This window comes from Cellulomonas sp. Root137 (genome assembly GCF_001426725.1).
Lineage (GTDB): Bacteria > Actinomycetota > Actinomycetes > Actinomycetales > Cellulomonadaceae > Cellulomonas.
The window spans coordinates 161,695-187,915 of the sequence record NZ_LMFG01000003.1 but is presented as its reverse complement, the minus strand read 5'-3'; the positions used below and the strand labels follow the sequence as shown (position 1 = coordinate 187,915).

Below are 26,221 nucleotides of genomic sequence, written 5' to 3'. Positions count from 1 at the left end.
AACCCCCGCCGGAAACGGCGTGAAAGGCAGACATGTTCACCCTTCCCGAGTCCTGGGTGTGGGACTTCTGGCTCGCCGACGACGGCGACCAGTACCACCTCTTCTTCCTCTACGCGTCGCGTGCGCTGCACGAGCCGGACCGTCGTCACTACCGGGCCTCCATCGGGCACGCGGTGTCGTCGGACCTGCAGGACTGGACCCGCGTGACGGACGCGCTGGTGCGCAGCGACGCTCCGGCCTTCGACGACCTGGCCACGTGGACCGGCTCGGTCGTGCGGCACCCCGACGGCACGTGGTTCCTCTTCTACACCGGCTCGACACTCACGCCGGCGGGCAACGTGCAGACGATCGGGTACGCCACGTCGGACGACCTGATGACGTGGGACAAGTCCCCGAGCAACCCCGTGCTGCGCGCCGACGGCGAGTGGTACGAGGTGCTGGCGGACGGTCAGTGGCACGACGAGGCGTTCCGCGACCCGTGGGTGTTCGCGGACCCGGACGGCGACGGCTGGCACATGCTCGTCACCGCCCGCGCACGGACAGGTCCGGCCGACGACCGCGGTGTGGTCGGCCACGCCTGGTCGCCGGACCTGCGCACCTGGGAGCTGCGACCACCGCTGTCCGAGCCCGGGCAGGGCTTCGGTCAGCTCGAGGTGATGCAGGTCGAGATCGTCGACGGCACCCCCGTGCTGCTCTTCTCGTGCCTGGCGACGGACATGTCCGCGGCCGCCGTCGCCACCGGTGCGACGGGAGGCGTGTGGGCCACCCCGGCGGCGAGCCTGCTCGGCCCGTACGACGTGGCCGACTCGCACCAGGCGACCGACGACACGCTCTACAGCGGGCGGCTGGTCCGCCGCCGAGCCGACGGCCAGTGGGTCCTGCTGGCCTTCCACCACACCGGAGCCGGCGGCGGCTTCGTCGGCGGCGTCAGCGACCCCCTGCCCGTGAGGTGGGACGGCCGCCGGCTGGAGGTGCTGGACCCGGTGCCCACCGACGTGCGGTGACCGGTACCCCGACACGGATCGACGAGAGGCGAGTCGATGACGACTCACGACCGAGCTCGACGGACACCCGGCCACCACGCGCGGCGGCGAGCAGCGATCGGACTTCTCGCCGCCGTCGTCGCGTGCGCGGGTGCGGCCGGCCCCCGGCAGGCCGCACCCGCGCAGGCGGCCGACGTGGCTGACACGTACCGGGCTCGGTACCACTTCACGGTGCCGGACCACTGGAAGAACGACCCGCAGCGACCGGTGGTGATCGACGGCACCACGCACTACTACTACCTGTACAACGCCGACTACGACGACGCCGTCGGCACCGCCTGGCGCCTGGCGACGACCACCGACAACGTGGTGTTCCACGACCAGGGGGTCGCCGCGCCCAAGGCGACCAACGCCAACTACGACCTGTGGTCCGGGTCGGCTGTGGTGGACACCGCCGGGACGGCGGGGTTCGGCGCGGGCGCCGTGATCATGCTCGTCACGCAGATGGACCACCCCACGCCGGCGCAGATCCTCGACGCCTCCGGCCCGCAGGCGCAATTCCTCTGGTACTCCACCGACGGCGGCCGGAACTTCCGGCCGCACGGCGAAGCACCGGTGATCCCGAACGGGGGTCGCCGGGACTTCCGCGACCCGAAGATCGTGTGGGACGCCGACCGCGGGCGGTGGGTGGCGCTGATCGCCGAGGGCCAGAGGATCGGCTTCTGGACGTCCCCGAACCTGAAGGACTGGACGCGGGTCTCGGAGTACGTCAACACCGGCCTGGGGATCCTCGAGTGCCCCGACCTGTTCCAGATCCGGGCGGACGACGGCGCACTTCGCTGGGTCATGGGCCTGAGCGGCAACGGCTACCTCACCGACTCCCCGAGCACGTACGCGTACTGGACCGGATCGTTCGACGGCACGAGCTTCGTGCCCGACCAGGCCGACCCCCAGTGGCTCGACCACGGGTTCGACTGGTACGGCGCGGTCACCTGGCCCGACCCCGCGAGCGCCCAGCTGGACCGTCGGTTCGCCGTCGGCTGGATGAACAGCTGGTCGTACCCGTACACGACCCCGACCTGGGCCGCCGACGGGTTCAACGGCACCGACTCGATCGTGCGCGAGATCCGGCTGGCCCGGACCGGGAGCGGCTACGCCCTGCTCTCCCAGCCGGTAGCGGCGCTGGACAGCCTGGCGACGTCCGTCACCGAGCTCGGCACGGTCCACGTGGACGGGCACGTGCCGCTCGACTACCAGGGGGACGCCTACCAGGTGGAGACCGACATCAGCTGGACCGACCTGGAGAACGTCGGGCTGCAGCTGCGCCGGTCCGCCGACGGCCGCCGGCACGCCGACGTGGGCGTGTTCGGAGACGTCACCTACCTGAATCGTGGCGGGACCGGGAACCCTGACCCGTCCGGCGAGAAGTGGGAGAGCCACGCGCCCTTCGACCCCGCCGCCGACCGCGTGCACCTGCGCATCCTCGTGGACCGCACGACCATCGAGGTGTTCGTCGACGACGGGCGCTACGTGCACTCCAGCCAGGTGTTCGCCGAGCCCGCGGACACGGGGATCGCCCTGTACTCCGCCGGGGGCGCCGCCACGTTCTCGAACCTCACGATCACCGCGCTCGACGCCCCCGACCAACGGCCCGCGCGCGTGCTCGCCGGCTTCGAGGGCTCCGACTGGGGGTCGGGCTGGACCGCGACGGGCAGCTTCGTCGACGCCGGTCCGACCACCGGGTCGCTCCCCGGCCAGGTCGGCCGGCAGGTGCTCGACACGTTCGTCGGTGGGGGCGACCCCGCGACGGGAACGATCACCTCTCCCCCGTTCACGATCGACCGGCGGTACCTGCACCTGCTCCTCGGGGGCGGCGACCACCCGCTGGGCGTGGAGCCGGCGACGTCGGTCAACCTGCTGGTCGACGGCCGGCCGGTGCGGACCGCGACAGGCCGCGACGAGGGGACCTTGCGACCTGTCCGCTGGGACCTGGGCGACCTCGCCGGCCGGCAGGCCCAGGTGCAGGTGCTCGACGACGCCACGGGCGGCTGGGGGCACCTGATGGTGGACCAGATCGTGCTCAGCGACTAGCCGTCAGGCGGACTCGGCGCGGCGGTCGAGCGGGTCGAGGACGTCCAGCTCGTCGCCGGGGCGGGCAGGGGGGTGGTGCTCCGACGGTGCTCCTCCCCGGGCCGCCAGCAGCACCTCCGCCGCGTGGTCCGCGAGCGCGAAGCCGGCCGAGCCGTACAGGTGGAACACCGCGTCCGCGCCGTGCCGCTGGAGCTCGGCGACGTCGTCGTCGTACCGCGCGACGGCGGCCACCTTGCCGGTGAAGCCTGCGGCCTGCAGCCGGGCCAGGGCGATGAGGTTGGCGTTGTGGAACGGCATGGCGAGGACGGCGACCCTGACGCGGCCGGCGCGCTGCACCCGGTTCCAGAACTCGAGGTCGGTGGCGTCGGCACGCACGACGTCGTAGCCCTCGTCGTCCAGGGCGAGCACCCGGGTCTGGTCGTGCTCGACACCGACGACGGAGAGGCCGTACTCGTCGCGCAGCCTGGCGTAGGTGGCGGCTCCGACGCGGCCGAGGCCGAGGACGAGGGCGTCGGCCTCGCCGATGTCCACCAGGCGGTCGTCGGGGTGCAACCGGTCGCTGTCGCGTGCCGGGAGCAGGCGCGAGAGCCGGGAGGCGAGCTCGACGCCACGCCGGTTGACGATCGCGGACAGCCCGAAGCTGAACGCGACGGCGAGCGAGAAGACCACCACCCACTGGTCGTCGAGCAGGCCCGTGCTCGCTCCGACGGCCACGACGATGATCCCGAACTCGGAGTAGTTGGAGAGCACGAGGCCGGCCAGGAACGACGTGCGGCGACGCAGCCGCATCAGCCACAGGACCCCCGCGTAGGCAGCGACCTGGAACGGCAGCAGCAGGAGCAGCAGCAGCGCCAGCCCGATCTCGAACAGGTGCGGCGTGCCGTGCAGCCCGATCTGCACGAAGAACGCGACCAGCATGAGGTCCTTGAACGTCATGAGCGACCGCGACAGCTCGCCGGCCTGCGGGTGCGACGACAGGAGCACACCGACGACGAGCGCCCCGACGTCCCCGGCGATGCCGACCAGCTCGAACAGCCCGTAGCCGAGCACGACCGCCACCGCGACGCCGAACAGCGCCTGCAGCTCGCCGTGGCCGACGCGGTCCCAGATCCGGTGCAGCACCCAGCGACCCGGGATCAGCAGGAACAGCAGCAGGGCCCACGGGCTGGGCGGCTCGCCGCTGGACAGCGACAGGAACACCACCGCGGCGACGTCCTGCATGACCAGCACACCGACGGCGATGCGCCCGTACAGCGAGGTGGTGTCGGAGCGGTCGTCCAGGACCTTGACGACGAACACCGTCGAGGAGAACGACAGGGCGAACCCGACCAGGGCGAGCGCACCGAACGACTCGTCGGCGAGGAACCCGAAACCGATCACGGCGAGCAGGCCGAGGAAGCCGAGCGCCATCGCGACGCTGATCCCCAGGTGCACGACGGTGGTCAGCCAGATCTCGCGGCGCAGGAGGGTGCGGACGTCGAGCTTCAGACCGATGGCGAACAGCAGCAGCACGACCCCGAAGTTCGCGATCGGCTCCAGGTACGGCAGCGTGGGAGCTCCCCCGGCACCCAGCGCGAAGCCGGCCGCGAGGAACCCGACGAGCGGCGGCAGGCGCAGCAGCACCGCGAGCAGCCCGCCGAGCAGCGCGGCGCCGAGGTACAGGGCAGCAACTGCCATGAGTTCCCTCTCGCGCCGGCGGTGGGTGGTGAGTCCCTATCTTGCCCGCTCGGCCGGGCGCGCTCGTCCGGCGACCGCTCAGGAGAGCAGGCGCGCGAGGTCCTCCGGGTGCGTCGTCGGCCGGTCGCACACGAACCCCCGGCACACGTACGCGGCCGGGACACCCCCGACGAGCGGCCGGTCGTGCAGGAGCGGCGGGCCGCCGCCGAGCCCGCCGGGGTCCCCGACCGCGACCACCAGGCCAGGTGCGGTCGACGCCAGCGCGCGGTGGTGCAGCGCCACCGTGCGCGGGTCGTCACGGGGGCCGACGACGGCCGCCTCCCGGGGACCGTCGAGGACGGCCTCCACCACGCCCAGCGCCGAGCCCGCCGCTCGGGGGTACCGGGTGGCGAGAGACAAGGGGCCCCGCAGCGCGCTCAGCGCAGCCTCCCGGTGCCGGAGGGATCCGGTCAGTGCGGCGTAGGTGAGCAGGGCGCCCGCCGCGCTCGACTGGCCCGAGGGCGTCGGGCCGTCGGCCGGGTCCTGCGGGCGGCCGATCCGGGCGACGACGGCGTCCGACTCGTCCTGCGCGGTGTCGTGGAACCCACCGGCCGGCGCCGCGAAGTGCCGGAGCACGGTGTCCAGCAGGCGGCCCGCAACCTCGAACCACCGGGCGTCGCCGGTGACTGCCGCGAGGGCGAGCAGGCCCTCGGCGAGGTTGCCGTAGTCCTCGAGCACCCCGGGCGCGTCGCCGGGCGCACCGTCTCGCGACGCGCGCACCACCCGGGTCGAGCCGTCCGCGGACCGCCGGAGGTGCGTGGCGACGACGAGATCGGCTGCCCGGACGGCCGCGTCGAGGAGCTCGGGACGGTCGAGCAGCACGGCCGACTCCGCGAGGGCCGCGACGGCCAGGCCGTTCCACCCGGTCACCACCTTGTCGTCCCGAGCGGGCCGCGGCCGCCGTGCGCGCGCCAGTCGGAGCTGCTCACGCACCCTCGCGAGGCGTGCCTCGTCGGCCGGGTCGCTGCGCCGCTGGAGCACCGACGTCCCGTGCTCGAACGTGCCGTCCTCCGTCACCCCGAACATTCCGGCCGCCCACGCCCCGTCCTCCGCCCCGAGGACGTCGCGCAGCTGCTCGGGCGTCCAGGCGTAGAACGCGCCCTCCCGCCCCTCACTGTCCGCGTCGAGCGACGAGGCGAAGCCGCCCTCGGGCGTGGCCAGCTCCTCGACCATCCAGGTCGCGGTCTCGGAGGCGACGCGACGCATCAGCGGCGCGTCCGTCGTGCGCCAGGCGTGCAGGTACACCCGCAGCAGGAGGGCGTTGTCGTAGAGCATCTTCTCGAAGTGCGGCACGGTCCAGGTCGGGTCCACCGCGTACCGCGCGAAGCCACCCGCGAGCTGGTCGTACATGCCCCCACGCGCCATCGCGTCGAGCGTCCGGACCGCCATGTCGAGCGCTCCCGGATCACCGGTCCGCGCGTGATGACGCAGCAGCCACTCGAGCACCATCGACGGCGGGAACTTGGGCGCGCCACCGAAGCCGCCGCGCGCGGCGTCGAACGTCGTCGCGATGGCGGCCAGAGCCGCCTCGACCAGGCCGTCGTCGGAACCCTCCGCCGCCCGACCCGCCGTGGGCCGCCCGGCGAGGGCCTCGACGACCGCCCCGGCGGTGGACAGCACCTCCTCCCGGCGCGCCGACCACGCCGCCGCGACGGCGGCGAGCACCTCGGAGAACGACGCCATCTGCTGCACCCGACGCGGGGGGAAGTACGTCCCGCAGAAGAACGGCTCCCCCGACGGCGTGGTGAACACGGTCATCGGCCAGCCGCCCGAGCCCGTCATCGCCTGCGTGGCCGCCATGTAGACCGCGTCGACGTCGGGCCGCTCCTCGCGGTCCACCTTCACGCACACGAAGTGCTCGTTCAGGAAGGCAGCGACCCCCGGGTCCTCGAACGACTCGTGGGCCATCACGTGGCACCAGTGGCACGCGGCGTAGCCGACCGAGACGAGCACGGGGACGTCCCGCGTGACCGCTTCGGCGAACGGCGCGTCACCCCACTCCTGCCAGTCCACCGGGTTGTCGGCGTGCTGCAGGAGGTAGGGGCTCGTCGCGTTCACCAGACGGTTGGGCACGCCTCCCAGGTTCCGCCACTGCCCGCCCCGGCGCGACCTCGGCTCGCCCACCACGGCACGCGGCGGGAGACTCGCAGGGTGGCGCAGGAGCGGAGCGAGCGGCGGGGCTGGGCGCGTGCCGCGCTCGCCCTCTGGCGCGCGCAGAGCGTCCGCGCACTGCGCTGGCGCCGGGCCCGCTGACGACCTCGGACTACCGCGCACCCACCCGCAGCGCGTTGAGCGTCACCATCTGGTGCGCCACGTCGCCCCAGTCGACCGCCTCCACCCCGCTCCCGGTGGACCCCTGTGGCCGCCACCAGCGCCTGGCCGCCCGCCACCGACGGTCGGGCCGACGTCGGTCGACCAGGAGCTGCCGGGCGCGGCCGGTGCGCGGGTCGGCGCCGACGCCGACGCGTTCGAGGACGAGGAGCGCCTGGAGCACGTCGTAGTGCCAGAACGGCGGGTAGTGCGGGAACACGAACGACTCGTGGATCGGCTCCCCCGTGCTCGTCGCGTACAGGACCTCGTGCAAGAGCAGCAGCTCGGCGGCCGAGCCGACCGCGTCCAGGGCTGTCCGGTCGCCGCTGGCCGCGCCGTACTCCGCGAGCCCCCACAGAGCAGGCAGGGTCTCGTGGAACGACGAGTGCGAGGCCGTCGGCCGCAGGTCGCAGTTCCAGCCGCCGTCGGGCCACTGCCACGACAGCCGGTGCTCGGCCAGCGTGACGGCGCGATCGTCCCGCCAGAGACCGAGGCGGCACGCGACCGCCAGCGCGTTTCCCTCCTGCGAGGCGCACCGTCGCGCTCGCCCGTCGACGACCGGCACTGCGGCCAGCCGCTGCGGCCGCGACCAGTAGCCGAGCAGAGCGTCGGCGGCGTGCATGACCGCCGGCTCGTCCTCGGCGACGCCGAGCTCCACCAGGGAGACCAGTCGCCAGTGGGCGCCGGTCCACTTCACGTAGGGGGCGCGCACGGAGTCGTCGAGGCCGGTCAGCAGGCGCTGGACGACGCGGCTCGCGGGTGCGTCCCCGACGGGCTCGCCCAGCAGGTCGCGGTGGGCCAGCCGGGCCACGGCCGGGTCGGCCTGCTCGACGAGCCAGGTGACGGCAGGGTCGGGACCGATCTCCGTGCGGGCCTCCGGCACCCGGGCGACCATCGTGACCTCCTGCTCCTGGGACGTCCTCGTCCCTCGACCGAAGCACACGGTCCCGCTCCGGCGGTAGGGACCACAGCCCCGGGTCGGGCCAGCGCGCCCGTTCGGGAGCGCCGACCTACGATCGGGCCGTGACCGAGGCACGTGACCGGCGAGGGCGCCTGACGCGAGGCGTCCTGCTGGTCGTCGTCGGGGTGGCCCTGACCGGCTGCGTGCCCGCCCGCCCGACGTCGGGCTCGGCGGTCGAGGTCGCCTCGGCGTTCTACGACGCCGTCGGCCGCCAGGACGGTGCAGCCGCCTGCGACCTCCTGGCGCCCGTCACCGTCGAGACCCTCGAGGGCGACGCCGACGAGGCGTGCGCCGACGCGGTCCTCCACGGTGACGTGGGCGACACGCTCGCCGCACGGACGGGCTCGACGTCGGGTTCGGCGTCCGTCGCGGGCCGCCAGGCGCAGGTCGTGCTGACGGGTGACGTCGTGTTCCTCACCGTGTCCGGCACGACCTGGCGGATCACCGCGGCCGGGTGCGACCCGCGCCCGGACCGGCCCTACGACTGCGCCCTCGAAGGGGCCTGACGATGCGCGCGCTCTTCTGGATGTGCCTCGGCGGCGTCCTGCTCGGGCTCGCGTACTGCTTCGTGCTCGGGGTGCTGCACCGATGACCGCGCTGCGCACCGACCTCCGGCGGAACAGCCTGACCCTGTTCTTCGGCGCGCTCTTCGTCGCCGCGCTCGTCGGGCAGGCGATCTCCGGCGTCGCCCTGTTCAACGAGGAGCAGCGCAGCGCCGGCCTCGATCCGATCGGCATCGGCGAGTACGTGACGACCTCGGCGTTCGCCGTCGACGTCACCGAGAACTGGCAGTCCGAGTTCCTGCAGTTCCTGCTCTTCGTCGTGGCCACCGTGTTCTTCCTGCAGCGCGGGTCGCCCGAGTCCAAGCCGCTGGACGACGCCGGCCGGGAGACCGACCAGGAGCAGAAGGTGGCCGAGTTCTCGACCGCGGAGTCCCCCTCCTGGGCCCGCGTGCGCGGGTGGCGACTGAGCCTCTACTCGCGGTCGCTGAGCCTGGTGATGGGCACGATCTTCGCCCTGTCGTGGCTCGCCCAGTCGGTGACCGGCGCCGTCGCGTACAGCGAGCAGCAGATGCACGACCTGCAGGACCCGGTGACGTGGACCGAGTACCTGCTGCTGCCCGACTTCTGGAGCCGCACGCTGCAGAACTGGCAGTCGGAGTTCCTGGCGGTGGCCAGCATGGTCGTCCTGTCGATCTACCTGCGCGAACGGGGGTCCCCGGAGTCCAAGCCGGTCGGCACACCGCACACGGCCACGGGGGTCGAGGGCTGAGATGGGCACCGCGCACGACTGGCTCAGGGCCGCCCGCGAGCTCGCGGCCCGGGACGTCGGGCGTGCGGACGTCGAGCTCCTCCACTCGACCGACGACCACGCCGTCCTGCACCTTCGCGCGGACGCGGCCGCGTACGTGCTGAAGCTGGCGTCATCCGCGACGCGGCCCGCGCTCGACTACACGCGGACGGCCACCGCCCAGCGCCTGGCAGAGACGGCCGGGGTCCCCGTCGCGCGGGTCGTGGCGGCCGGCGACGACGGCGCGCTCCAGCACCTGCTCCAGGAGCACGTCGACGGCGCCGAGTGGCGGGAGGTGCGCCCTCGACTGGGCGCGGCAGAGCTCGCCACCGCGTCAGCGTGCATCGCCCGAGCCGTCCTCCGGATCCAGTCCGTCGCACTCCCCTCGTTCGGGGGTCTCGACGAACCGCCGGGCGGCACGCTGGTGGACGCCCTGCACTCGCGGATCGCTCTGCGCGTCCGCGACGAAGAACGGCGGGCGCTCGCCCACGGCGTGCTGGATCGCCATGCCGGACTCTTCGCCGAGCCGGTCCGGCCGACGCTCACCCACGACGACCTGCACCACGCCAACCTCCTCGTCCGCCGCGCCCCCGACGGGTGGTGCCTGGCGGCGGTCCTCGACTGGGACAAGGCGTGGGCCGGTCCCGCGGAGTCGGACGTGGCCCGGATGGCCTTCTGGGACGACATGACCGATCCCGTGTTCTGGTCGGTCTACCGCCGCGGCGAGCCGGCGGCGGACGGGTGGGCGGAACGCGAGTCGGTGTACCAGCTGCTGTGGTGCCTCGAGTACGACGTCCCGACACCCCGGCACGAGCGGGACACCGCCGCCCTGGTGGCCCGCCTCGCCTGAGCCAGACCTACTCCGCGTCCTCCGGACGGCCCGCGCCGAGCCACGTCCCCAGACCGCGGAGCCCCACGGCGTACCGGCCGAGGTCGGTGACGTCGGCGTGGTCCGTGATCACCGCGAGCAGCTGGGCCACGGCGGCGTCGGTGCTGCCCGCCTCGGCGAGCGAGAGAGCGAGGAACACGCGGACGGCGTCGGACTGCGGGAACTGCGCACGGGCCCGCTCCAGCACCGCGACCGACTCCTCGAGCCGGCCGAGCCACCGCAGCGTGCTGCCGTACTGGCACAGGCACCGGCGGAGGTCGTCCCCGTCGAGACCCAGGTCGAGGGCCCGCTCGTACCTGACGGCGGCGTCGGCCTCCCGACCGGCGGTGTCGTACGCGCCGGCCACCTCGAGGACGAGGACGGGGTGCTCGGGGTGCTCGGCCAGGAGTCCTTCGAAGTACGCGATCGTGGGGGCCATGTCGTCGCGGTCCCGCCGGGCGTACCCCGTCGCGATGGCGTCCTTCAGATCCTCCGTCAGCTCCACGCGGCGATCCTGTCACGGGCTCAGCGCGCGACGTCTCGTTCCTGCAGGGCCGGCGACCCGGCCCGTCGAGCACGGTAGGCGGCGACGTGGGCCCGGTTGGCGCAGCCGTTCACGTCGCAGAACCGGCGCGAGCGGTTGCGGGAGAGGTCGACGAGCAGCGCGTCGCAGTCGTCGGCCTCGCAACGCTGCAGCCGGTCCCACTCGTCGGAGCGCACCACGTCGGCCATCGCCATCGCGGTCTCGACGAGCACGACCGTGCCCAACGGAGCGTCCGGTGCGGTGCCGTGCAGGTGCCAGTCGACGTCGCCGTGCCGGACGAGGAACGGGACGGCTCCCCCGCGCGCGAGGAGCTCGTTGAGCACGGCGGCAGCGGTGTCCCGGTCGACGTCCCAGAGCGCGGCGATCTGGTCGCGCGCGTCGCGCACCGCGGCGAGCTCGTCGGCGTCCCCGTCGTGCCGGACCGTGTAGCCCCACCGCGTGTAGAACTCGTCGACGTCCGCGACCGTCGCCATGGCGTCGTGCCCGTCCCGGCGACGAGCGGTGTTCACCAGCTCGACGGCCGCGGCGATGCTCATCTCGGTGTCAGGTGCGAAAACCACTTTGACTCCTGTCGGCGGGATGGGCTAGCGTCACGAGCGTAACGCCATTTCACCCATGACATCCCTGGCAGGGGCTCCCTATGTCCACGACCGCCGCGCCGGGTCGCGCCGCCGGAATCGTCGCCGGCCTCGTTGCCGCCGTCGCCTTCGCGACCAGCGGTCCCGTGGTCAAGCCCCTGCTCGCGGCCGGCTGGTCCCCCGGGTCCGCGATCCTCGTGCGGCTGTCGGTCGCGGCGCTGCTGCTGGCCGGGCCTGCCGCGTGGGCCCTGCGCGGTCGCTGGCACGTGCTCCGCGACGAGTGGCGCACCGTCCTCGGCTTCGGGGTCCTGGGGGTCGCCACCGCCTCGACCATGTACTACCTCGCGGTCGACCGGCTGCCCGTGGCCATCGCCCTGCTCATCGAGTACACCGGCCCGCTCCTGCTGGTCGCCTGGCGGTGGGCCCGCGAGCGTCGGGCACCCACGAGCGCCACGCTCGCCGGGGCGGCGCTCGCCACCGGCGGACTGGTCCTGGTGCTCGATCTCACCGGCTCGCTCGAGCTGGACCCGGTCGGGCTGGCGTTCGCGCTGGTCTCCGCGGTGGGCAACGCCGCCTACTTCGCGTTCACGGGCCGCCGCACGGAGCTGCCGTCGATCAGCCTGGCCGGTGCCGGCATGGCGGTCGGCGCGCTCACGGTCGCCCTCGTCGCCGCCGTCGGGGTGCTCCCCCTGGCCGCGCCGGACGTCCGCGTCGACCTGCTCGGCGCGCGGGTGCACTGGATCGTCCCGCTGCTCGTCGTCGCCACCGTGCCGACCGCGTTCGCGTACGGCGTGAGCGCGCTGTCCGTCCGCCTGCTCGGCGAGCGGCTCGCGTCGTTCCTCGCCCTGTCGGAGGTGCTCGTCGCCGTCCTGCTCGCGTGGGCGCTGGTCGCTGAGGTGCCCGTGCCGCTGCAGGTCGCCGGGATGGTGCTCGTCGTCGCCGGGATCGCGCTGGTCCGCCGCGGGACCGACGTGCCCGAACCGGCCGTCGTGCAGGCCGAGGCCCGGCTCCCCGTCGAGACCCGCGCCTGACCCGACGTCCAGCATCCGAGAGCTCCCGCCGAACCCTTGACCGGCCGCACGGCTGCATGCTGCTCTGTGCCCCGCCACGACCCGACCGAGAGGAGCACCCGATGACCGCCACCCGCGTCACCGCGCTCCCGTCGCGTCGCGCCTCACTCCTCTCGCTGCGTTCCTGTCCCGCCTGCTGTCAGCACTGACGCACCCCCGGCTCATCCCGGACGCAGGCCCCGCCGACCCACGCCCTCCGGGACGCCGTGGAGATCGGCCCACAGACGCACCCCGAGAGGCACCACCATGAGCATCGACCTGTCCCCACGCCCCGCCCTCACCCCGCTGGGCGTCGACGAGCTGAGCGCACTGACCCGCTCCATCGCCGCACGCCCCGAGCTCTGGCGACCGCTGGTCCGGTTCCAGGAGAGCGGGCGCTGGTGGACCCGGCTCGACGGACCGCCCGACGTCGACGTGTGGCTCCTCACGTGGCTGCCGTCGCAGGGCACCGAGCTGCACGACCACGGCGCCTCCGCGGCCGCGTTCACCATCGCGGCGGGCACCCTGACGGAGATCCGCCCGCACAGCGACGGACGCCTCGTGCCGCAGGACTTCGCCGCCGGGCAGACCCAGACCGTGGACCCGGGCGACCTCCACGACGTGCTGAACACCGGCACGGAGCCCGCGGTGAGCATCCATGCGTACTCCACGCGGCTCACCCGCATGACGTACTGGGCGACCACCGCCGACGGCCGGCTCGTCCCCACCCGCACCGTCGAGACCGACGAGCCGGAGACGGACACGTGAGCGCCGCCCGCCGTCGGACCATCGACGACGTGCTGGCCGACGCCCGCGCGGGGCTCCACCGCCTCGCGCCGCCGGCCGCGTGGGAAGCCGTGCGTCGCGGCGCGCTGCTCGTCGACATCCGCCCCGCCGCGCAGCGGGCGGCCGAGGGCGAGGTGCCGCAGGCGGTCGTCATCGAGCGGAACGTCCTCGAGTGGCGGCTCGACCCGGCCAGCGACCACCGGATCCCGGCGGCCACGGGCTACGACCTGCAGGTCGTCGTCCTGTGCTCGGAGGGGTACACGTCCAGCCTGGCCGCGGCCGCGCTGGCCGACCTGGGCCTGCACCGCGCGACCGACGTGGTGGGCGGGTTCCACGCGTGGGCGGCGGCAGGCCTCCCGACGACGGGGCGGGCGGACGCGGCACGCGGCGCCCTCGTGGGTGCGGGAGCGCACCCCCCTCGGAGCTAGTCACAGGCCTGGGCGCGGGCGTCGTGGGGTGGTAGACCGGAACTCACCCGCCCACTCGCCCGAGGAGATCCCATGCGATCGTCCAGGCACTCCGGACCCGTTCTCGCCGTCGTCGTCGCGGCAGCCCTCGCGGTCACCACCGGCATCGCCCCGGCGGCCGCCCATCCCCGTCCGGGGGACAAGGTGCCCGTCGCCGTCGGCACCGGCGGGGCGGTCGCCACGGTGGACGCCGACGCCACCCGCGTCGGGATCGAGGTGCTGCGCAAGGGCGGGAACGCGGTCGACGCCGCCGTGGCGGCCGCCGCGACGCTCGGGGTGACCGAGCCGTTCTCCTCCGGCATCGGCGGCGGCGGGTTCTTCGTGTACTACGACGCGGCGACCCGCACCGTGCACACCATCGACGGGCGCGAGACCGCACCGATGACGATGCGGAGCGACTCGTTCGTGGAGGGCGGTGTGCCGATCCCGTTCGCCGACGCCGTGACCTCCGGGCTGTCCGTGGGAGTCCCCGGGACCCCTGCGACGTGGCAGACGGCGCTGGACCAGTGGGGATCGATCAGCCTGCACAAGGCGCTGAGCGGCGCGACCGAGGTGGCGCGGCGCGGCTTCGTGGTCGACCAGACGTTCGTGGACCAGACGACCGCCAACGTGGCCCGGTTCTCGGCGTTCCGGTCCTCGGCCGACCTGTTCCTGCGCCGGGGCGCACCGCCGGCGGTCGGTTCGGTGTTCCGCAACCGGGACCTGGCCGACACCTACGACCTGCTCGGCCGCAAGGGCGTCGGCGAGCTCTACACCGGGCGCCTCGCCCGGGAGATCGTCCAGACGGTCCAGCGCCCACCCGTGCGGCGGCACAGCCCTCTGGTCGTCCGGCCGGGCCTCCTGGAGCGCGCTGACCTGGCGTCCTACACGGCACTCCTGCGCCAGCCGACGCTGGTCTCGTACCGCGGGCTCGACGTGTACGGGATGGCACCGCCGTCGTCGGGAGGCTCGACCGTGGGCGAGGCCCTCAACATCCTGGAGGCGCTCCCCGCGACGACCGACCGGACGCAGACGCTGCACCGCTACCTGGAGGCGAGCGCTCTGGCCTTCGCGGACCGCAACCGGTACGTCGGCGACCCCGCCGTCGTCCAGGTGCCCCTGCAGGAGCTGCTCTCGGACGGGTTCGCCGGTGAGCGCGCATGCCAGATCAGTGCCACGAGCGCGCTGACCAAGCCGGTGGCAGCTGGCTCCCCGGACGGTGTCTACGGTCCGTGCCCCGCGCCTGCGACGGTCGGCACCGAGGGCTCCGACGGCCAGTCGACCACGCACCTGACCACCGCGGACCGCTGGGGCAACGTCGTGGCGTACACGCTCACCATCGAGTCGCTCGGCGGCAACGGCATCGTCGTGCCCGGTCGGGGCTTCCTGCTGAACAACGAGCTGACGGACTTCAACTTCACCGACACCCAGGGTGGGAACGACCCGAACCTGCCCGGCCCCGGGAAGCGCCCGCGCAGCTCCATGGCGCCGACGATCGTCCTGGCCGAGGGCACGCCGCTCCTCGCGCTGGGGTCGCCGGGCGGGTCGACGATCATCACCACGGTCCTGCAGATCCTGGTCAACCGGCTCGACCTCGGGATGACCCTCGACGCGGCCGTCGCGGCCCCGCGCGCCACCCAGCGGAACACCGCTGCCGTGCAGGCCGAACCCGGGTTCGACCGCGCCCCGCTGCAGGCGCTCGGGCACACCTTCGCGGACAACCCGGAGATCGGCGCAGCCACGGCGATCGAGTTCCGCGACGACGGCTCCGTGCTCGCCGTCGCGGAGCCGACGCGCCGCGGCGGAGGCAGCGCCGGAGTCGTGGAACGGCCCTGAGGACGCGCCCGGGCGCCCACGAACCCACGTAAAATCCCCGTAAACTTGCCCCGGTCAATTCGGGCAAAACACGGTCATTGTGGCAACAATGCCGGTGACAACAGTCACATCTGGACGGGCGTCCGTCTGATTCCTCCGTTACCGCCTGGTACGTTCGATTCATCGAGTTCACCCACGACCTCCTGACGAGGAGGGCGCGCGGTCGTTTCTCGCCCAGTGCGCCTCCGGGGGGAGGGGCAGACGCCCACGTCCGGCAGTGCCCTCAGGGCACAGCCGTGACCATCGATGCGGGGAAAGCGCCTACCTTCGGGCGCTCCTCGACGTCCTCGCTGCATCGCCGACGGCGCCGGTCAGCTACACAGTTCCGTTGACCGAATGAGCGGGGTACCGCCATGTTCGTCTTTGTCTTGCAGTTGCGGCAAATGTTCGAAGGCCAGTCCGAGTTCTATCTATTTGCATTCTTCTCGACGATCATCTGGGCGTTGTGGCTGCTCAAGGTGCTGTTGTCACGGCGCTACAAGCCCTACACCGGCGAGTTCCACGGCACGACGAGCGTGGTCATTCCCGTCGTCGACGAGCCCCTCGACCTGTTCCGGGACGTCCTCACCCGCATCGTCGACCAGCGCCCCGACGAGGTGATCGTCGTCATCAACGGCGCGGTCAACGTCCCCCTCCAGGAGATCAGCGACGAGTTCGCTCCCCTGGTCCGCTGGGTGCACACGCCGATCCCCGGCAAGCGCAACGCCGTGAAGATCGGCACCGAGATGTCGCGCGGCGAGATCACCGTGCTGGTCGACTCCGACACGGTCTGGACCGACGGCACGCTCTCCGAGCTGGTCAAGCCGTTCGCCGACCCGTCGGTCGGCGGCGCCACCACGCGTCAGCGCATCCTCGACCCCGAGCGGTCCTGGATCACCCGCTGGGCCGACTGGCTGGAGAACACGCGGGCGCTGTACTCGATGCCCGCGCAGTCCGCGCTCGGTCAGGTCGGCTGCCTGCCGGGACGCACCATCGCGTTCCGCCGGCACATCCTCGTGTCCGTCATGGACGACTTCATGCACCAGAAGTTCATGGGCGTGTTCCTCGAGGTCTCCGACGACCGCACGCTGACCAACCTCACGCTCAAGGCCGGCTACCGGTCCGTGTACCAGTACACGAGCCTCGTCTACACCGACGCTCCGCTGCAGGTGAAGAAGCTGGCCAAGCAGCAGCTGCGCTGGGCCCGCGGGAGCCAGTACAACACCCTGCGGATGCTGCCCTGGATGGTCGGGCACGCCCCGGTCCTGGCGATCTTCTTCATCGCCGACATCATCTTGCCGTTCCTGCTGTTCGGGACCATCGCCGGGTGGGTCTACCGGGCCGTCTCCGGCACCGGCATCAACCTCTACCAGGCCATCCTCGAGACCTACACGGGGCTGAGCGGCTGGGCGTGGGTCGTCGCGACCATGGTCGTCTCGTCCGTCCTGTCGATGGCCATCCGGCAGATCCGGCACCTGCACGAGAAGCCGTCCGACTTCCTGCGGCTGCCCGTGTTCATCATCGTCTCGACGCTCTTCCTCATGCCCATCCGGCTGCTCGGGTTCCTGCGCATGGCCCACGCCAGCGGCTGGGGGACGCGTGCCGGCGCCTACGCGGGCGGCGGCGACGACCTGATCGCCGAGCTCGAGAGCGCGCCCGCCGGGCCTGCCGACCTCGTCGACCGCACTCCCCCGGGCACGCTGCCGACCCAACGCACCGCGCCCGACGGCCACACGCTCCTCACCGACGCCCCGGCCACGGCCCCCGTCCGCGCTCGCCGCGCGGTGGCCACGGCACCCGTGGCGCCCTCGCGGCGCCGGCTCAACCCGCTGGCCGCGATCCCGTACCTGATCGCGCTGGCCATCTTCGCTCTGGAGGCCCTTGTCTATGTCTGAGCACATCGAGCCCGCAGGCTGGTGGTCCCGCGCCATCCGCCCCTCACCCCGCAAGCGGATCGGCGCCGCCGGCGTCGCACTCGCCCTCGTCGCCGTGACGGCCGGCGTGTGGCTGTCCCCGTCGGTCGCCACGACCACCTCAGCGAAGTCCAGCGCCGCGGAGATCCGGCTGGCCGCCGAGAACGAGAAGCTCCGCAACTCCCTCGAGGCGCGTGAGGACGAGGTCGCCTCCCTCGAACGGTCGCAGGCCAAGGCCGCTGCCGAGCGCAAGGCCGCCGCCGAGAACGGCAAGGCCAAGGCTGCCGCCGAGCAGCAGGCGGCCGCAGCCGAAGGGGCGCAGAAGGCCGCGGCAGAACAGGCCGAGGCCGCCGCCCGCACCCAGGCCAAGGTGGCTGCCGAGAAGACCGCCGCGGCCGCCCGCGGCAAGGCTCGCGACGCCGCCACCCGGGCGGACCAGGCCGAGGCCGACGCGGCACGCGCACGGGCGAGCGCCCAGGGCACCGCACCGCAGCCCGTGAGCCCCGCCCCTGCGGTCAAGCCGACCGCGCCACCGCTGTCCGAGCTGCTCGCCCCCGAGAGGCGCCAGTTCGGCCTGTACACACCGCAGTCGCCGTTCAACTGGGCGGAGCTCGACAGCGTCGCCGCGAAGGTGGGATCCACCCCGACCGTCGCGGGCTACTTCCAGGGCTGGGACGGACCGTTCCGACCCGACGCCGTCACGCGCTCCTGGGAGAAGGGCATGCTCCCGCTCCTGACGTGGGAGTCGCGTCCGCTCAAGGCCGCGAACAACGAGTCCGTGGACCCGGCGTACTCGCTGCCGACCATCATCGGCGGCGCCTACGACGACTACCTGCGGCAGTACGCGAAGGACATCACCGCCCTGGGCCTGCCCATGGCGATCCGGCTCGACCACGAGATGAACGGCGACTGGTACCCGTGGGGTGAGCGCACCTGGGGCGGCGACTCGCTCAACGGGAACGGCGAGGGCGACTACGTGACGATGTGGCGCCACGTGCACGACATCTTCGAGGCCGAGGGCGCCAACCAGTACGTCCTGTGGGTGTGGGCCCCGAACATCGTCAACTCGCTGGCGGACTACGCCAAGACCGACGCGACGTACATGCGGAGCCTGTACCCGGGCGACGAGTACGTGGACTGGGTCGGCCTGTCGGGCTACTACCGGCCGCCGTTCAAGGCCGACCAGACGCCGACGTTCTCGTACACCTTCGACCGCTCGCTCGACCAGCTCCGGTCGATCACCTCCAAGCCCATCTTCCTCGCGGAGATCGGGGCCTCGGAGGTCGGCGGCAACAAGCCGGCCTGGATCGCCGACCTGTTCGACTCCCTGGCCGAGCCGGAGAACGCGGACGTCGTCGGGTTCGCCTGGTTCAACCACACCGTCACCAGCACCACCGGCGGGCAGCTCGTCACCAACGACTGGCGCATCGAGTCCCGCGCGGACTCGCTCCAGGCCTTCGTCGACGGCGTGCAGGACCCCGCAGCCGGATTCGCCCCCACCACCACCCAGGAGCCGTGATGACCGACAACCAGATCGACCTGACCGACCTGTTCCCCCGCTCGACCTTCGACCCCGAGGCCCCGGCTCCGCGGATCGCGGTGCTCGGCACCGGCTACCTCGGCGCCACCCACGCGGTCGCCATGGCCCAGCTGGGCATGGAGGTGGTGGGCGTGGACACCGACCCGAACAAGGTCGCGATGCTGACCGCCGGCAAGGTGCCGTTCTACGAGCCCGGGCTCCCCGAGCTGCTCACCGAGCAGCTGGCCACCGGTCGCCTGCGGTTCACCACCGACGTGGCCGAGGCCGTGGGCTGGGCCGACGTGCACTTCGTGTGCGTCGGCACCCCGCAGTCCAAGACGAGCCACGCCGCCGACCTGCGCTTCGTCGAGGCGGCGACCACCTCGATCGCGAAGAACCTCACCCACGACGCGCTGATCGTCGGCAAGTCGACCGTGCCCGTCGGGACGGGAGCCCGCCTGCGCAAGCTCATCGCGAAGGCGGCTCCGTCCGGCGTCCGCGCCGAGCTGGTGTGGAACCCGGAGTTCCTGCGCGAGGGCAAGGCGGTGCAGGACACGCTGCACCCCGACCGCATCGTCCTGGGCGGCACCACCGCCGAGTCCGAGGCGCTGCTGCGTCGCGTGTACGCCGGCCCGATCGCCGAGGGCTCGCCGGTCGTCGTGTGCGACCTGCCGACCGCCGAGCTGGTCAAGGTCAGTGCCAACGCGTTCCTCGCCACCAAGATCTCGTTCATCAACGCGATCTCCGGCGTGTGCGAGGCGGCGGGAGCCGACGTCAAGGTCCTGGCCGACGCGCTCGGGCACGACGTCCGGATCGGCCGGCAGTTCCTCGACGCCGGTCTCGGGTTCGGTGGCGGGTGCCTGCCCAAGGACATCCGCGCCCTCATGCACCGGGCCAACGAGCTCGGTGCGTACCCGGCGTCGGCCCTGCTCCAGCAGGTCGACGAGATCAACATGGGCCAGCGGTCGCGCGTGATCGACCTTGCGATCGAGGCCTGCGGCGGGTCCGTGCTCAACCGGCGGATCGGGGTGCTCGGGGCAGCGTTCAAGCCGCACACCGACGACGTCCGGGACTCCCCGGCGCTCAACGTCGCAGCGGCGTTGCACCTGCGGGGGGCACAGGTCACCGTGTACGACCCGCAGGCCGGCGACACCGCGCGGTCGAGCTTCCCGACCCTCGGCTACGCCACCGGCGTGGAGGAGGCCGTCGAGGGCAGCGACGTGGTGCTCGTCCTGACCGAGTGGGACGAGTTCACCGACGCGGAGCCGGCCCGACTGGCCGAGCTCACGCACCAGCCGGCCGTGATCGACGCCCGCGGGAAGCTCGACGCCGCCCGGTGGCGCGAGGCCGGTTGGACGTTCCGGGGGCTCGGCCGCGCTGCCGCCTGATCCCTCTCCCACCTGCACGAACGGACGGTCCCGACGCCTGGCGTCGGGGCCGTCCGGCCGTTCGGGGGCCGCAGCAGGTCCGCCATGCAAGAAAGTCGACCAAACCCTCTGGTCAAGTCGGGATTGTTGTTATACCCGGTCCCAGCGAACCCGCACGGACCGTGCGGCGGGTTCACCGGAGCCGAGATCGAGGGACCAGCCATGACCCATCTGACGTCGTCACAGCACACCGGAGCCCGTGTGGTGGTGCTGTCCGGCAACCCCCGGAGCGGGTCGCGCACCACCGCGGCAGCCGTCCACGTCGGCGAGGAGGTCGCGCGCCTGCTCGGCTCGGTCGAGCCCGTGGAGACCGTCGAGCTGGCCACGTTCGCCGCGGAGATCCTGGCCGAGTCCCACCCGACCGCGGACGCGGCCCTGCGCACCGTCGCGGACGCCACCGTCCTCGTCGTCGCGACGCCGGTCTACAAGGCGTCGTACACCGGCCTCCTCAAGGCGTTCCTCGACCTGTACGGCCCCGGTGCCCTCAGCGGCGTGATCGCGGTGCCGGTCGTCGTCTCGGGCAACCCGGCGCACGCGCTCGTCGGGGAGGTGCACCTGCGGCCGCTGCTGGTCGAGCTCGGCGCCGTGGTGCCCACCCGTGCGCTCACCCTCGTGGAGCACCAGCTCGCCGACCCGCAGCCCGTCGTCGACCGGTGGTGGCAGGACGGCGGCGCGGCCCTGACCGCGCTCGTCGTCGGTGCCTCCGCGACGCTCGAGGCAGCCCGCGCATGACCGCCGAGACGCTGCACGCCCTGGACCGACTGCTGCGCGACCAGGACGAGCCCCAGCTGTCCCCGCAGCAGTACAAGGAGGTGTTCCGGCAGCACCCCGCGGGCGTCGCCGTGGTGGCGCTCCGGGACGGCGACCGGCGCGTGGGCTTCACCGCCACCTCGGTCATCTCGGTGTCCGCCGCTCCCCCGCTGCTCGCGTTCTCGCTCGCGTCGACGTCGTCGTCGTGGGAGGCCCTGTCCCGCGCGCGCACGCTCACGGTGAGCTTCCTGTCGGCTGACCAGGACGACGTGTCCGCGCGGTTCGCGACCAGCGGCATCGACCGGTTCGAGGCGGGCGGTTGGTACGACCTCGGCACCGGCGAGCCGGTCATCGAGGGTGCCGTGTCCTGGGTCCGCGGTCGGGTGCTCCAGCGCACCCCGGTGGGCGACAGCTACCTGGTCTCGCTGCGCGCGCTCGAGCACGGCACCTCCGACGACACCACGCCGCTGGTCTACCACGACCGCAGCTACCACCGGATCGGACCGCACACGGCCCCCCCCGCCGGTCGCGACCGGCGGGGGCTCCTGCGTGCTCAGGCGGCGGCGCGCTCGGCGTCCCGGGCCGCGACCTCCGCGCGGACGAGCGGGATCACGTACCGGCCGAAGTCGATCGCGTCGTCGAGCAGGTCGTACCCCCGGGCGGAGATGACGCTCACTCCCAGGTCGTAGTACGCGAGCAGCGCCTCGGCCACCTGCTCGGGCGTGCCGACCAGCGCGTTCGAGTTGCCCGCCCCGCCGGTCGCCCTGGCGGTGGCCGTCCACAGGACCGAGTCGAACCGGTCGCCCTCGGCGGCGATCTCGAGCAGCCGCTGCGAGCCGGCGTTCTCGGGCTTGCCGGTCGAGTACCGGCCCAGCAGACCTCCGGCCGCGGCCTTGCGGGCCTCGATGGCCCCGAGGATGCGATGGGCCTTCTCCCAGGCCAGCGCCTCGGTGGGCGCGATGATCGGCCGGAACGCGGCGTGGATGCGCGGCGGGGTGGTCCGTCCGGCCGCTGCGGCCTCGCGGCGGATCCGTGCGATCTGCTCGGCGGTGCGGTCCAGCGGCTCGCCCCAGACCGCGTAGATGTCCGCCTCGGCCGCACCCACGCGGTAGGCGGCGTCGGACGAGCCGCCGAAGGAGATCGTCGGCGACCGCCCCTCGAACGCCGTGGCGTCGAGCACGAAGTCGCGGAACTGGTAGAACTCGCCGTCGTGGTCGAACGGCTCCGCGCTGGTCCACGCCTTCTTGACGATCTGGATGTACTCCTGCGTGCGCGCGTACCGCTGGTCCTTGGTGAGCGTGTCGCCCTCGCGCTGCTGCTCGTGGTCGTTGCCGCCGGTGATGAAGTGCACCGAGAGTCGTCCGCCGGAGAGCTGGTCGAGGGTCGCGAACGACTTCGCCGCGAACGTCGGGTACGACACGTTGGGCCGGTGCGCGAGCAGCAGCTCGATCGAGTCGAGGCGCGCTGCGGCGTGGGCGGCGTGCACCGACGGCTCCGGGCCGCTGGAGCCGTACGCGAACAGCACGCGGGTCCAGCCGTTGTCCTCGTGCGCGCGCACGATCCGCTCGAGGTAGCGCAGGTCGAACGGCGCGGTGGTCGGGGCCTGGGTCTCCGAGGCGTTGCTGGTGGTGGCGATGCCGAGGAAGTCGACGGGCACGGTGGGCTCCTTCTCGTGGGGTGGGTGGGTCAGGCGCCTGCGGGCACCAGGTCGGCCGCGTCGCGCGGCGCGGCGGCGGGCAGACCCCACACGTCGGCGAGCAGCTCGAACGAGCGGACGCGGTCGCGGGGGTCGTGGGTCTCGGTGGTCACCAGCAGCTCGTCGGCGCCGGTGACGCGCTGCAGGGTGGCCAACCCGGCCTCGACCTGGTCCGGTGTGCCGACGATCCGGGTGTCGATCCGGTCGCGGAGCACGTCCTGCTCCGCCGCGCTGCGCCGGTCCCACGGCGTCGTCGTGCCCGGCTCCGGGTACGCGATCGCGCCCTGCGCGCCGCGCCGGATGGAGAGCACCCACTCCGCGAACGGGTCGGCCAGGTGGTGCGCGCGCTCGGCGGTCTCGGCCGCGAGCACGTCGGCGGACACCACCACGTACGGCTCGGCCAGGACACCCGGCCGGAACGCCTCGCGGTACGCCTCGACGGTGCCGAGGACGCTGGACGGGCTGACGTGGTAGTTCGCAGCGAGCGGGAGTCCGAGGGCACCGGCGACCCGGGCGCTCTCGCCGCCGCTGGACGCCAGCACCCACAGGTCGAACGCCGCACCGGCCACCGGCGGGCTCACGTACGAGTGCCCGGCGCCGTCGACGTAGGTGTCCGCCAGCAGACCGAGGACGAGCTCGAGCTCGGCGCGGAAGTCCTGGCCGGAGCGGCTGGCGCCGACCACCTCCTTCTGCGCGAGCAGCCGCGCCCGCAGCGCCGAGTCGGTGAAGTCGATCGGCGGGGTGCCGGGCACGTGCAGCCCGTCCACGTCGCGGGCCTCGGTGCGCGGCGGGGCCACGAACCCCTCGGGCGGCGGCGAGAACGCGCGGCCGAGTCCCAGGTCGACGCGTCCGGGGTGCAGCGCCGCGATGGTCCCGAACTGCTCGGCGGCGACGAGCGGGCTCGTCGTCCCCAGCAGGACGGCGCCCGAGCCCACCCGCAGGCGGCGCGTGCGCTCCGCCGCGAGGGCGGCGAGCACCGCCGGGGCCGCCGAGGCGACGCCCGGCGAGAGGTGGTGCTCGGCGAACCACAGGCGGCGGTACCCGAGACGGTCGGCGGCGACGGCCAGGTCCAGCGTCGCGCGCAGGGCGTCGGCGCCGGTCTGGCCGACGCCGACGGTCGCCAGCTCCAGGATGGACAGCGGGACGTGCGTGGTCATGCGAGCTCCTCGGGGGATCAGGGGGTCGGGGCGGCGAGCCGCGCGACGGCGAAGGCCGGGTGGGCGGCGCGCGCGGGCGCGTCCGCGGGTTCGAGCGCGAGGTCGGCGAGCACGCGGCCGATCGCCGGCGCGAACTTGAAGCCATGGCCGGAGAAGCCCGCGGCGACGACCACCCGCCCCCGCCGGTCCAGCACGAAGTCGTGGTCGGGGGTGGTGGTGTAGGTGCACGAGATGGGGACCAGGTGGTCGGGGTCGGCGCCGGGCACCCACCGGGCCACGTACTCGCGCAGGAGTCGCAGCTGCTCCGGCTCCGGGGTGAAGGTCCGGTGGTCGGGATCCGTGCGCGGGCCGACCCCGTGGAAGCCGACCTTGATCCCCTCGCCCGGGGTGGCCAGGCCGTAGACCCCGCTCGGCCAGGGGTGCGGGGTCACCGGGTCGTGCGTGAACGACGGCCACTGGTTCTCGTCGGGGGCGCCCGGTCGCAGGGCGAAGTGCGCCGGCTGCTCCTGGGTGACGACGAGCTTCTCGGCGAGGTCGATCTCGCCCCCGAGCAGCCCGGACGTCCAGGCGCCGACTGCCACCACGACGTTCTCGGCGTGCCAGGTCCCGGTGTCGGTCACCACGCGCACCCCGTCGGTGCGCTGCTCGATCGCGCGCACCGGGGTCTCGTGCAGCACCCGCGCTCCGGCCGCGACCGCCGCCTGCAGGAACGCCTCGACCGCGCGGTCCGCGTGCAGCCGACCCGCGGTGCTCGTCTCGTGCAGGACCTCACCCTCGAACGCCAGCCCGGGCCAGCGCTCGTGCGCCTCGTCGGCGGACAGCCACTCGTGCGGGATCCCGCGCGCCGCGAAGGCCTGCGCGATCTCCCGCGAGGCGAGCGAGCCCTGGCTCACGCCGCCCGCGAGCTGCAGCAGCCCACCGACCGCGGGTGCCTCGTCCTCGAGCGCGCGCCACAAGCCGAACGCCTCCTGCGCCAGGTCCAGGTACTCCGCCCGGGCGTAGGTGTTCCGGTAGATCCGGGACGCTCCGTGCGAGGCGCCCTGGACGTGTCCCCGGCCGAACCGTTCGAGCAGGACGACCTGGGCGCCACGCCTGGCCAGCTGCCACGCGGTCGCCGCGCCCATGACCCCGCCACCGACGACGACGTGGTCCACCTGCTCGCTCATCTGCTCTCCCGTTCGTGTGGGTCGGCCGGCTGGGCGACCCCCGTCCACCCAGCCGGCCGTGTGAGGCGACTCCCCCAGCCGCCTCGTCTGTGGGCTCAGTCTGTCTTCGGCAGACCGGGCGGGTTCGTCTCCGACGTGTCGATCGCCTCGTCCTGGAGACCCCAGCGCTCGAGCACCTCGGCGTAGGTGCCGTCCTCGAAGGCGTGGTTGAGGGCCGCGGTGATGGCCGGCGCGAGGCCGTTGCCCTTGAGGGTGCCGACCGCGATCTGCGCGGTCGCGGGCCACCCGCCGTTCAGGGTGCCGACGACCTTGAAGTCCTCCGGGGAGACGGCGGCCTTGTACGCGGCGGTCGCGTTCGGGCCGAACGACGTGTCGATCCGGCCGGACTGGAGCGCCAGGATCGTGTCCCCGTCGTTCTCGAAGTACTCGACGGTCGCGGGCTCGAGCCCGGCCGCGGTGTTCTCCTCGTCCCAGGCCAGCAGGATCTTCTCCTGGTTGGTGCCCGAGCCCACGGCGACCGTGAGGCCGGCGATGTCCGCAGGCTCGGTGATCTCCGTGATGTCGTCGTTGTCCGCACGCACCAGCCAGCCGAGCTCGTCGTTGCGGTACGACGAGAAGTCGTAGAGCTCCTTGCGCTCCTCGGTGACCGTGACGTTCGAGATCACGGCGTCGACGGCGCCGGACTGCACGGCGAGCGGCCAGTCGGCCCACGCCTTGACCTCGTGCTCGAGCTCCAGCCCGAGCGCGTCGGCGACCAGCTGCGCGATGTCGGTCTCGTTGCCGATCGGGGTCTTCTCGTCGTCGGCCAGGAAGGCGAGCGGGGCGACGTACGCGCTCACGGCGACCGTCAGCGTGCCCTTCTCCTTGATCGCCTCCGGCAGCAGCGCGATCGCCTCGGCCGACTCGGTGGTGCGGATCCGGTCCTGGTCCGCGGTCGTGTTGACGGTCAGGCCCGCCGCCTTGGCAGCCTCCTGCAGGTCACCGCCACCGGGCTCCTCCGCGGCGCTCGAGGAGCAGGCCGCGAGACCCGCGAGCACGGGGGTCAGGACGAGCGCAGCGAGCAGCCGGGTGCGGGACGGGCGGGTGGAACGGCGCGATACAGCGGACATCATCTTCT

General features: G+C 73.1%; 22 protein-coding genes and 1 pseudogene. 14 read left to right on the top strand and 9 right to left on the bottom strand.

Translation table 11 applies throughout. The features are described from left to right. Positions 1-32 precede the first annotated feature (32 nt). Both ASD18_RS15925 and ASD18_RS15920 read left to right on the top strand, forming a co-directional pair. Entirely contained in the window at positions 33-1,004 is a 972-nt protein-coding gene (locus tag ASD18_RS15925) for a family 43 glycosylhydrolase (protein ID WP_056094275.1), read from the top strand. A gap of 36 nt (positions 1,005-1,040) precedes the next feature. Then, the gene (locus tag ASD18_RS15920) at positions 1,041-3,074 is read left to right on the top strand and encodes a GH32 C-terminal domain-containing protein (RefSeq protein WP_082574143.1); all 2,034 of its coding nucleotides are present in this window, start codon (positions 1,041-1,043) and stop codon (positions 3,072-3,074) included. A gap of 3 nt (positions 3,075-3,077) precedes the next feature. On the opposite strand, the gene ASD18_RS15915 is transcribed toward ASD18_RS15920, so the two are convergent. The 3 genes from ASD18_RS15915 to ASD18_RS15905 all read right to left on the bottom strand — a co-directional run bounded on the left by ASD18_RS15915 (position 3,078) and on the right by ASD18_RS15905 (position 7,995). Beyond that, on the bottom strand, positions 3,078-4,751 hold the full coding sequence (locus ASD18_RS15915; RefSeq protein ID WP_056094272.1) for a cation:proton antiporter family protein: 1,674 nt from the start codon (positions 4,749-4,751) through the stop codon (positions 3,078-3,080). A gap of 78 nt (positions 4,752-4,829) precedes the next feature. Further along, positions 4,830-6,863: a thioredoxin domain-containing protein gene (locus ASD18_RS15910; protein ID WP_056094270.1), complete on the bottom strand. Its 2,034-nt coding sequence runs from the start codon at positions 6,861-6,863 to the stop codon at positions 4,830-4,832. Positions 6,864-7,053: 190 nt separating this feature from the next. Beyond that, entirely contained in the window at positions 7,054-7,995 is a 942-nt protein-coding gene (locus ASD18_RS15905; RefSeq protein WP_056094265.1) for a hypothetical protein, read from the bottom strand. 128 nt (positions 7,996-8,123) lie between these two features. Between ASD18_RS15905 and ASD18_RS15900 the strand changes: the two genes are divergently transcribed. From ASD18_RS15900 to ASD18_RS15890, 3 genes are all read left to right on the top strand, one after another. Further along, positions 8,124-8,567 carry a hypothetical protein gene (locus tag ASD18_RS15900; RefSeq protein ID WP_056094262.1) on the top strand — a complete coding sequence of 148 codons (444 nt, stop codon included), beginning with the start codon at positions 8,124-8,126 and terminating at the stop codon, positions 8,565-8,567. Between the two features lie 82 nt (positions 8,568-8,649). Further along, entirely contained in the window at positions 8,650-9,333 is a 684-nt protein-coding gene (locus ASD18_RS15895; RefSeq protein ID WP_056094259.1) for a DUF6766 family protein, read from the top strand. Position 9,334: 1 nt separating this feature from the next. Then, positions 9,335-10,201, top strand: a complete 867-nt coding sequence (locus ASD18_RS15890) for a phosphotransferase family protein (protein ID WP_056094256.1) — start codon at positions 9,335-9,337, stop codon at positions 10,199-10,201. Between the two features lie 7 nt (positions 10,202-10,208). Here the strand turns inward: ASD18_RS15890 and ASD18_RS15885 are convergent, their stop codons facing one another. Together ASD18_RS15885 and ASD18_RS15880 are read right to left on the bottom strand one after the other, a co-directional pair. Beyond that, a complete protein-coding gene (locus ASD18_RS15885; protein ID WP_235522429.1) occupies positions 10,209-10,724 on the bottom strand; it encodes a tetratricopeptide repeat protein in 516 nt (171 codons plus the stop codon). 20 nt (positions 10,725-10,744) lie between these two features. Then, on the bottom strand, positions 10,745-11,323 hold the full coding sequence (locus tag ASD18_RS15880; protein ID WP_056094254.1) for a CGNR zinc finger domain-containing protein: 579 nt from the start codon (positions 11,321-11,323) through the stop codon (positions 10,745-10,747). A gap of 80 nt (positions 11,324-11,403) precedes the next feature. On the opposite strand from ASD18_RS15880, the gene ASD18_RS15875 reads away from it, so the two are divergent. The 9 genes and pseudogenes from ASD18_RS15875 to ASD18_RS21590 form a co-directional block, all read left to right on the top strand. After that, positions 11,404-12,372 carry a DMT family transporter gene (locus ASD18_RS15875; RefSeq protein ID WP_056094250.1) on the top strand — a complete coding sequence of 323 codons (969 nt, stop codon included), beginning with the start codon at positions 11,404-11,406 and terminating at the stop codon, positions 12,370-12,372. 285 nt (positions 12,373-12,657) lie between these two features. Continuing rightward, the gene (locus tag ASD18_RS15870; protein ID WP_056094247.1) at positions 12,658-13,158 is read left to right on the top strand and encodes a hypothetical protein; all 501 of its coding nucleotides are present in this window, start codon (positions 12,658-12,660) and stop codon (positions 13,156-13,158) included. Continuing rightward, on the top strand, positions 13,155-13,604 hold the full coding sequence (locus tag ASD18_RS15865; RefSeq protein ID WP_056094243.1) for a rhodanese-like domain-containing protein: 450 nt from the start codon (positions 13,155-13,157) through the stop codon (positions 13,602-13,604). Before ASD18_RS15870 ends, ASD18_RS15865 begins: the two co-directional genes overlap by 4 nt. Before the next feature lie 72 nt (positions 13,605-13,676). After that, positions 13,677-15,458, top strand: coding sequence for a gamma-glutamyltransferase (gene ggt / locus ASD18_RS15860; RefSeq protein ID WP_056094240.1), 1,782 nt, complete (start codon positions 13,677-13,679; stop codon positions 15,456-15,458). Between the two features lie 392 nt (positions 15,459-15,850). Next, positions 15,851-17,371, top strand: a complete 1,521-nt coding sequence (locus ASD18_RS15855; RefSeq protein WP_056094239.1) for a glycosyltransferase — start codon at positions 15,851-15,853, stop codon at positions 17,369-17,371. Further along, positions 17,364-18,908 (top strand): glycoside hydrolase family 26 protein, encoded by a 1,545-nt coding sequence (locus tag ASD18_RS15850; RefSeq protein WP_056094236.1) that lies wholly within the window; start codon positions 17,364-17,366, stop codon positions 18,906-18,908. Before ASD18_RS15855 ends, ASD18_RS15850 begins: the two co-directional genes overlap by 8 nt. After that, the gene (locus ASD18_RS15845; protein WP_082574141.1) at positions 18,908-20,296 is read left to right on the top strand and encodes a UDP-glucose/GDP-mannose dehydrogenase family protein; all 1,389 of its coding nucleotides are present in this window, start codon (positions 18,908-18,910) and stop codon (positions 20,294-20,296) included. The genes ASD18_RS15850 and ASD18_RS15845 overlap by 1 nt, the downstream gene beginning before the upstream one ends. 201 nt (positions 20,297-20,497) lie before the next feature. Then, on the top strand, positions 20,498-21,067 hold the full coding sequence (locus ASD18_RS15840; RefSeq protein ID WP_056094233.1) for an NADPH-dependent FMN reductase: 570 nt from the start codon (positions 20,498-20,500) through the stop codon (positions 21,065-21,067). Then, a pseudogene (locus tag ASD18_RS21590) lies at positions 21,064-21,573 on the top strand (flavin reductase family protein); the annotation flags it as partial. The gene ASD18_RS15840 and the pseudogene ASD18_RS21590, both read left to right, overlap by 4 nt. A 65-nt stretch (positions 21,574-21,638) precedes the next feature. Here ASD18_RS21590 and ASD18_RS15830 read toward each other — a convergent pair. The 4 genes from ASD18_RS15830 to ASD18_RS15815 all read right to left on the bottom strand — a co-directional run bounded on the left by ASD18_RS15830 (position 21,639) and on the right by ASD18_RS15815 (position 26,213). Beyond that, positions 21,639-22,742: an LLM class flavin-dependent oxidoreductase gene (locus tag ASD18_RS15830; protein ID WP_056094230.1), complete on the bottom strand. Its 1,104-nt coding sequence runs from the start codon at positions 22,740-22,742 to the stop codon at positions 21,639-21,641. A gap of 29 nt (positions 22,743-22,771) precedes the next feature. After that, complete coding sequence (locus tag ASD18_RS15825; RefSeq protein WP_056094227.1) at positions 22,772-23,938, bottom strand: LLM class flavin-dependent oxidoreductase; 1,167 nt, start codon at positions 23,936-23,938, stop codon at positions 22,772-22,774. 17 nt (positions 23,939-23,955) lie between these two features. Continuing rightward, on the bottom strand, positions 23,956-25,104 hold the full coding sequence (locus ASD18_RS15820) for an FAD-dependent oxidoreductase (protein ID WP_056094224.1): 1,149 nt from the start codon (positions 25,102-25,104) through the stop codon (positions 23,956-23,958). A gap of 95 nt (positions 25,105-25,199) precedes the next feature. Further along, entirely contained in the window at positions 25,200-26,213 is a 1,014-nt protein-coding gene (locus ASD18_RS15815) for an ABC transporter substrate-binding protein (protein ID WP_369817304.1), read from the bottom strand. Positions 26,214-26,221 lie beyond the last annotated feature (8 nt).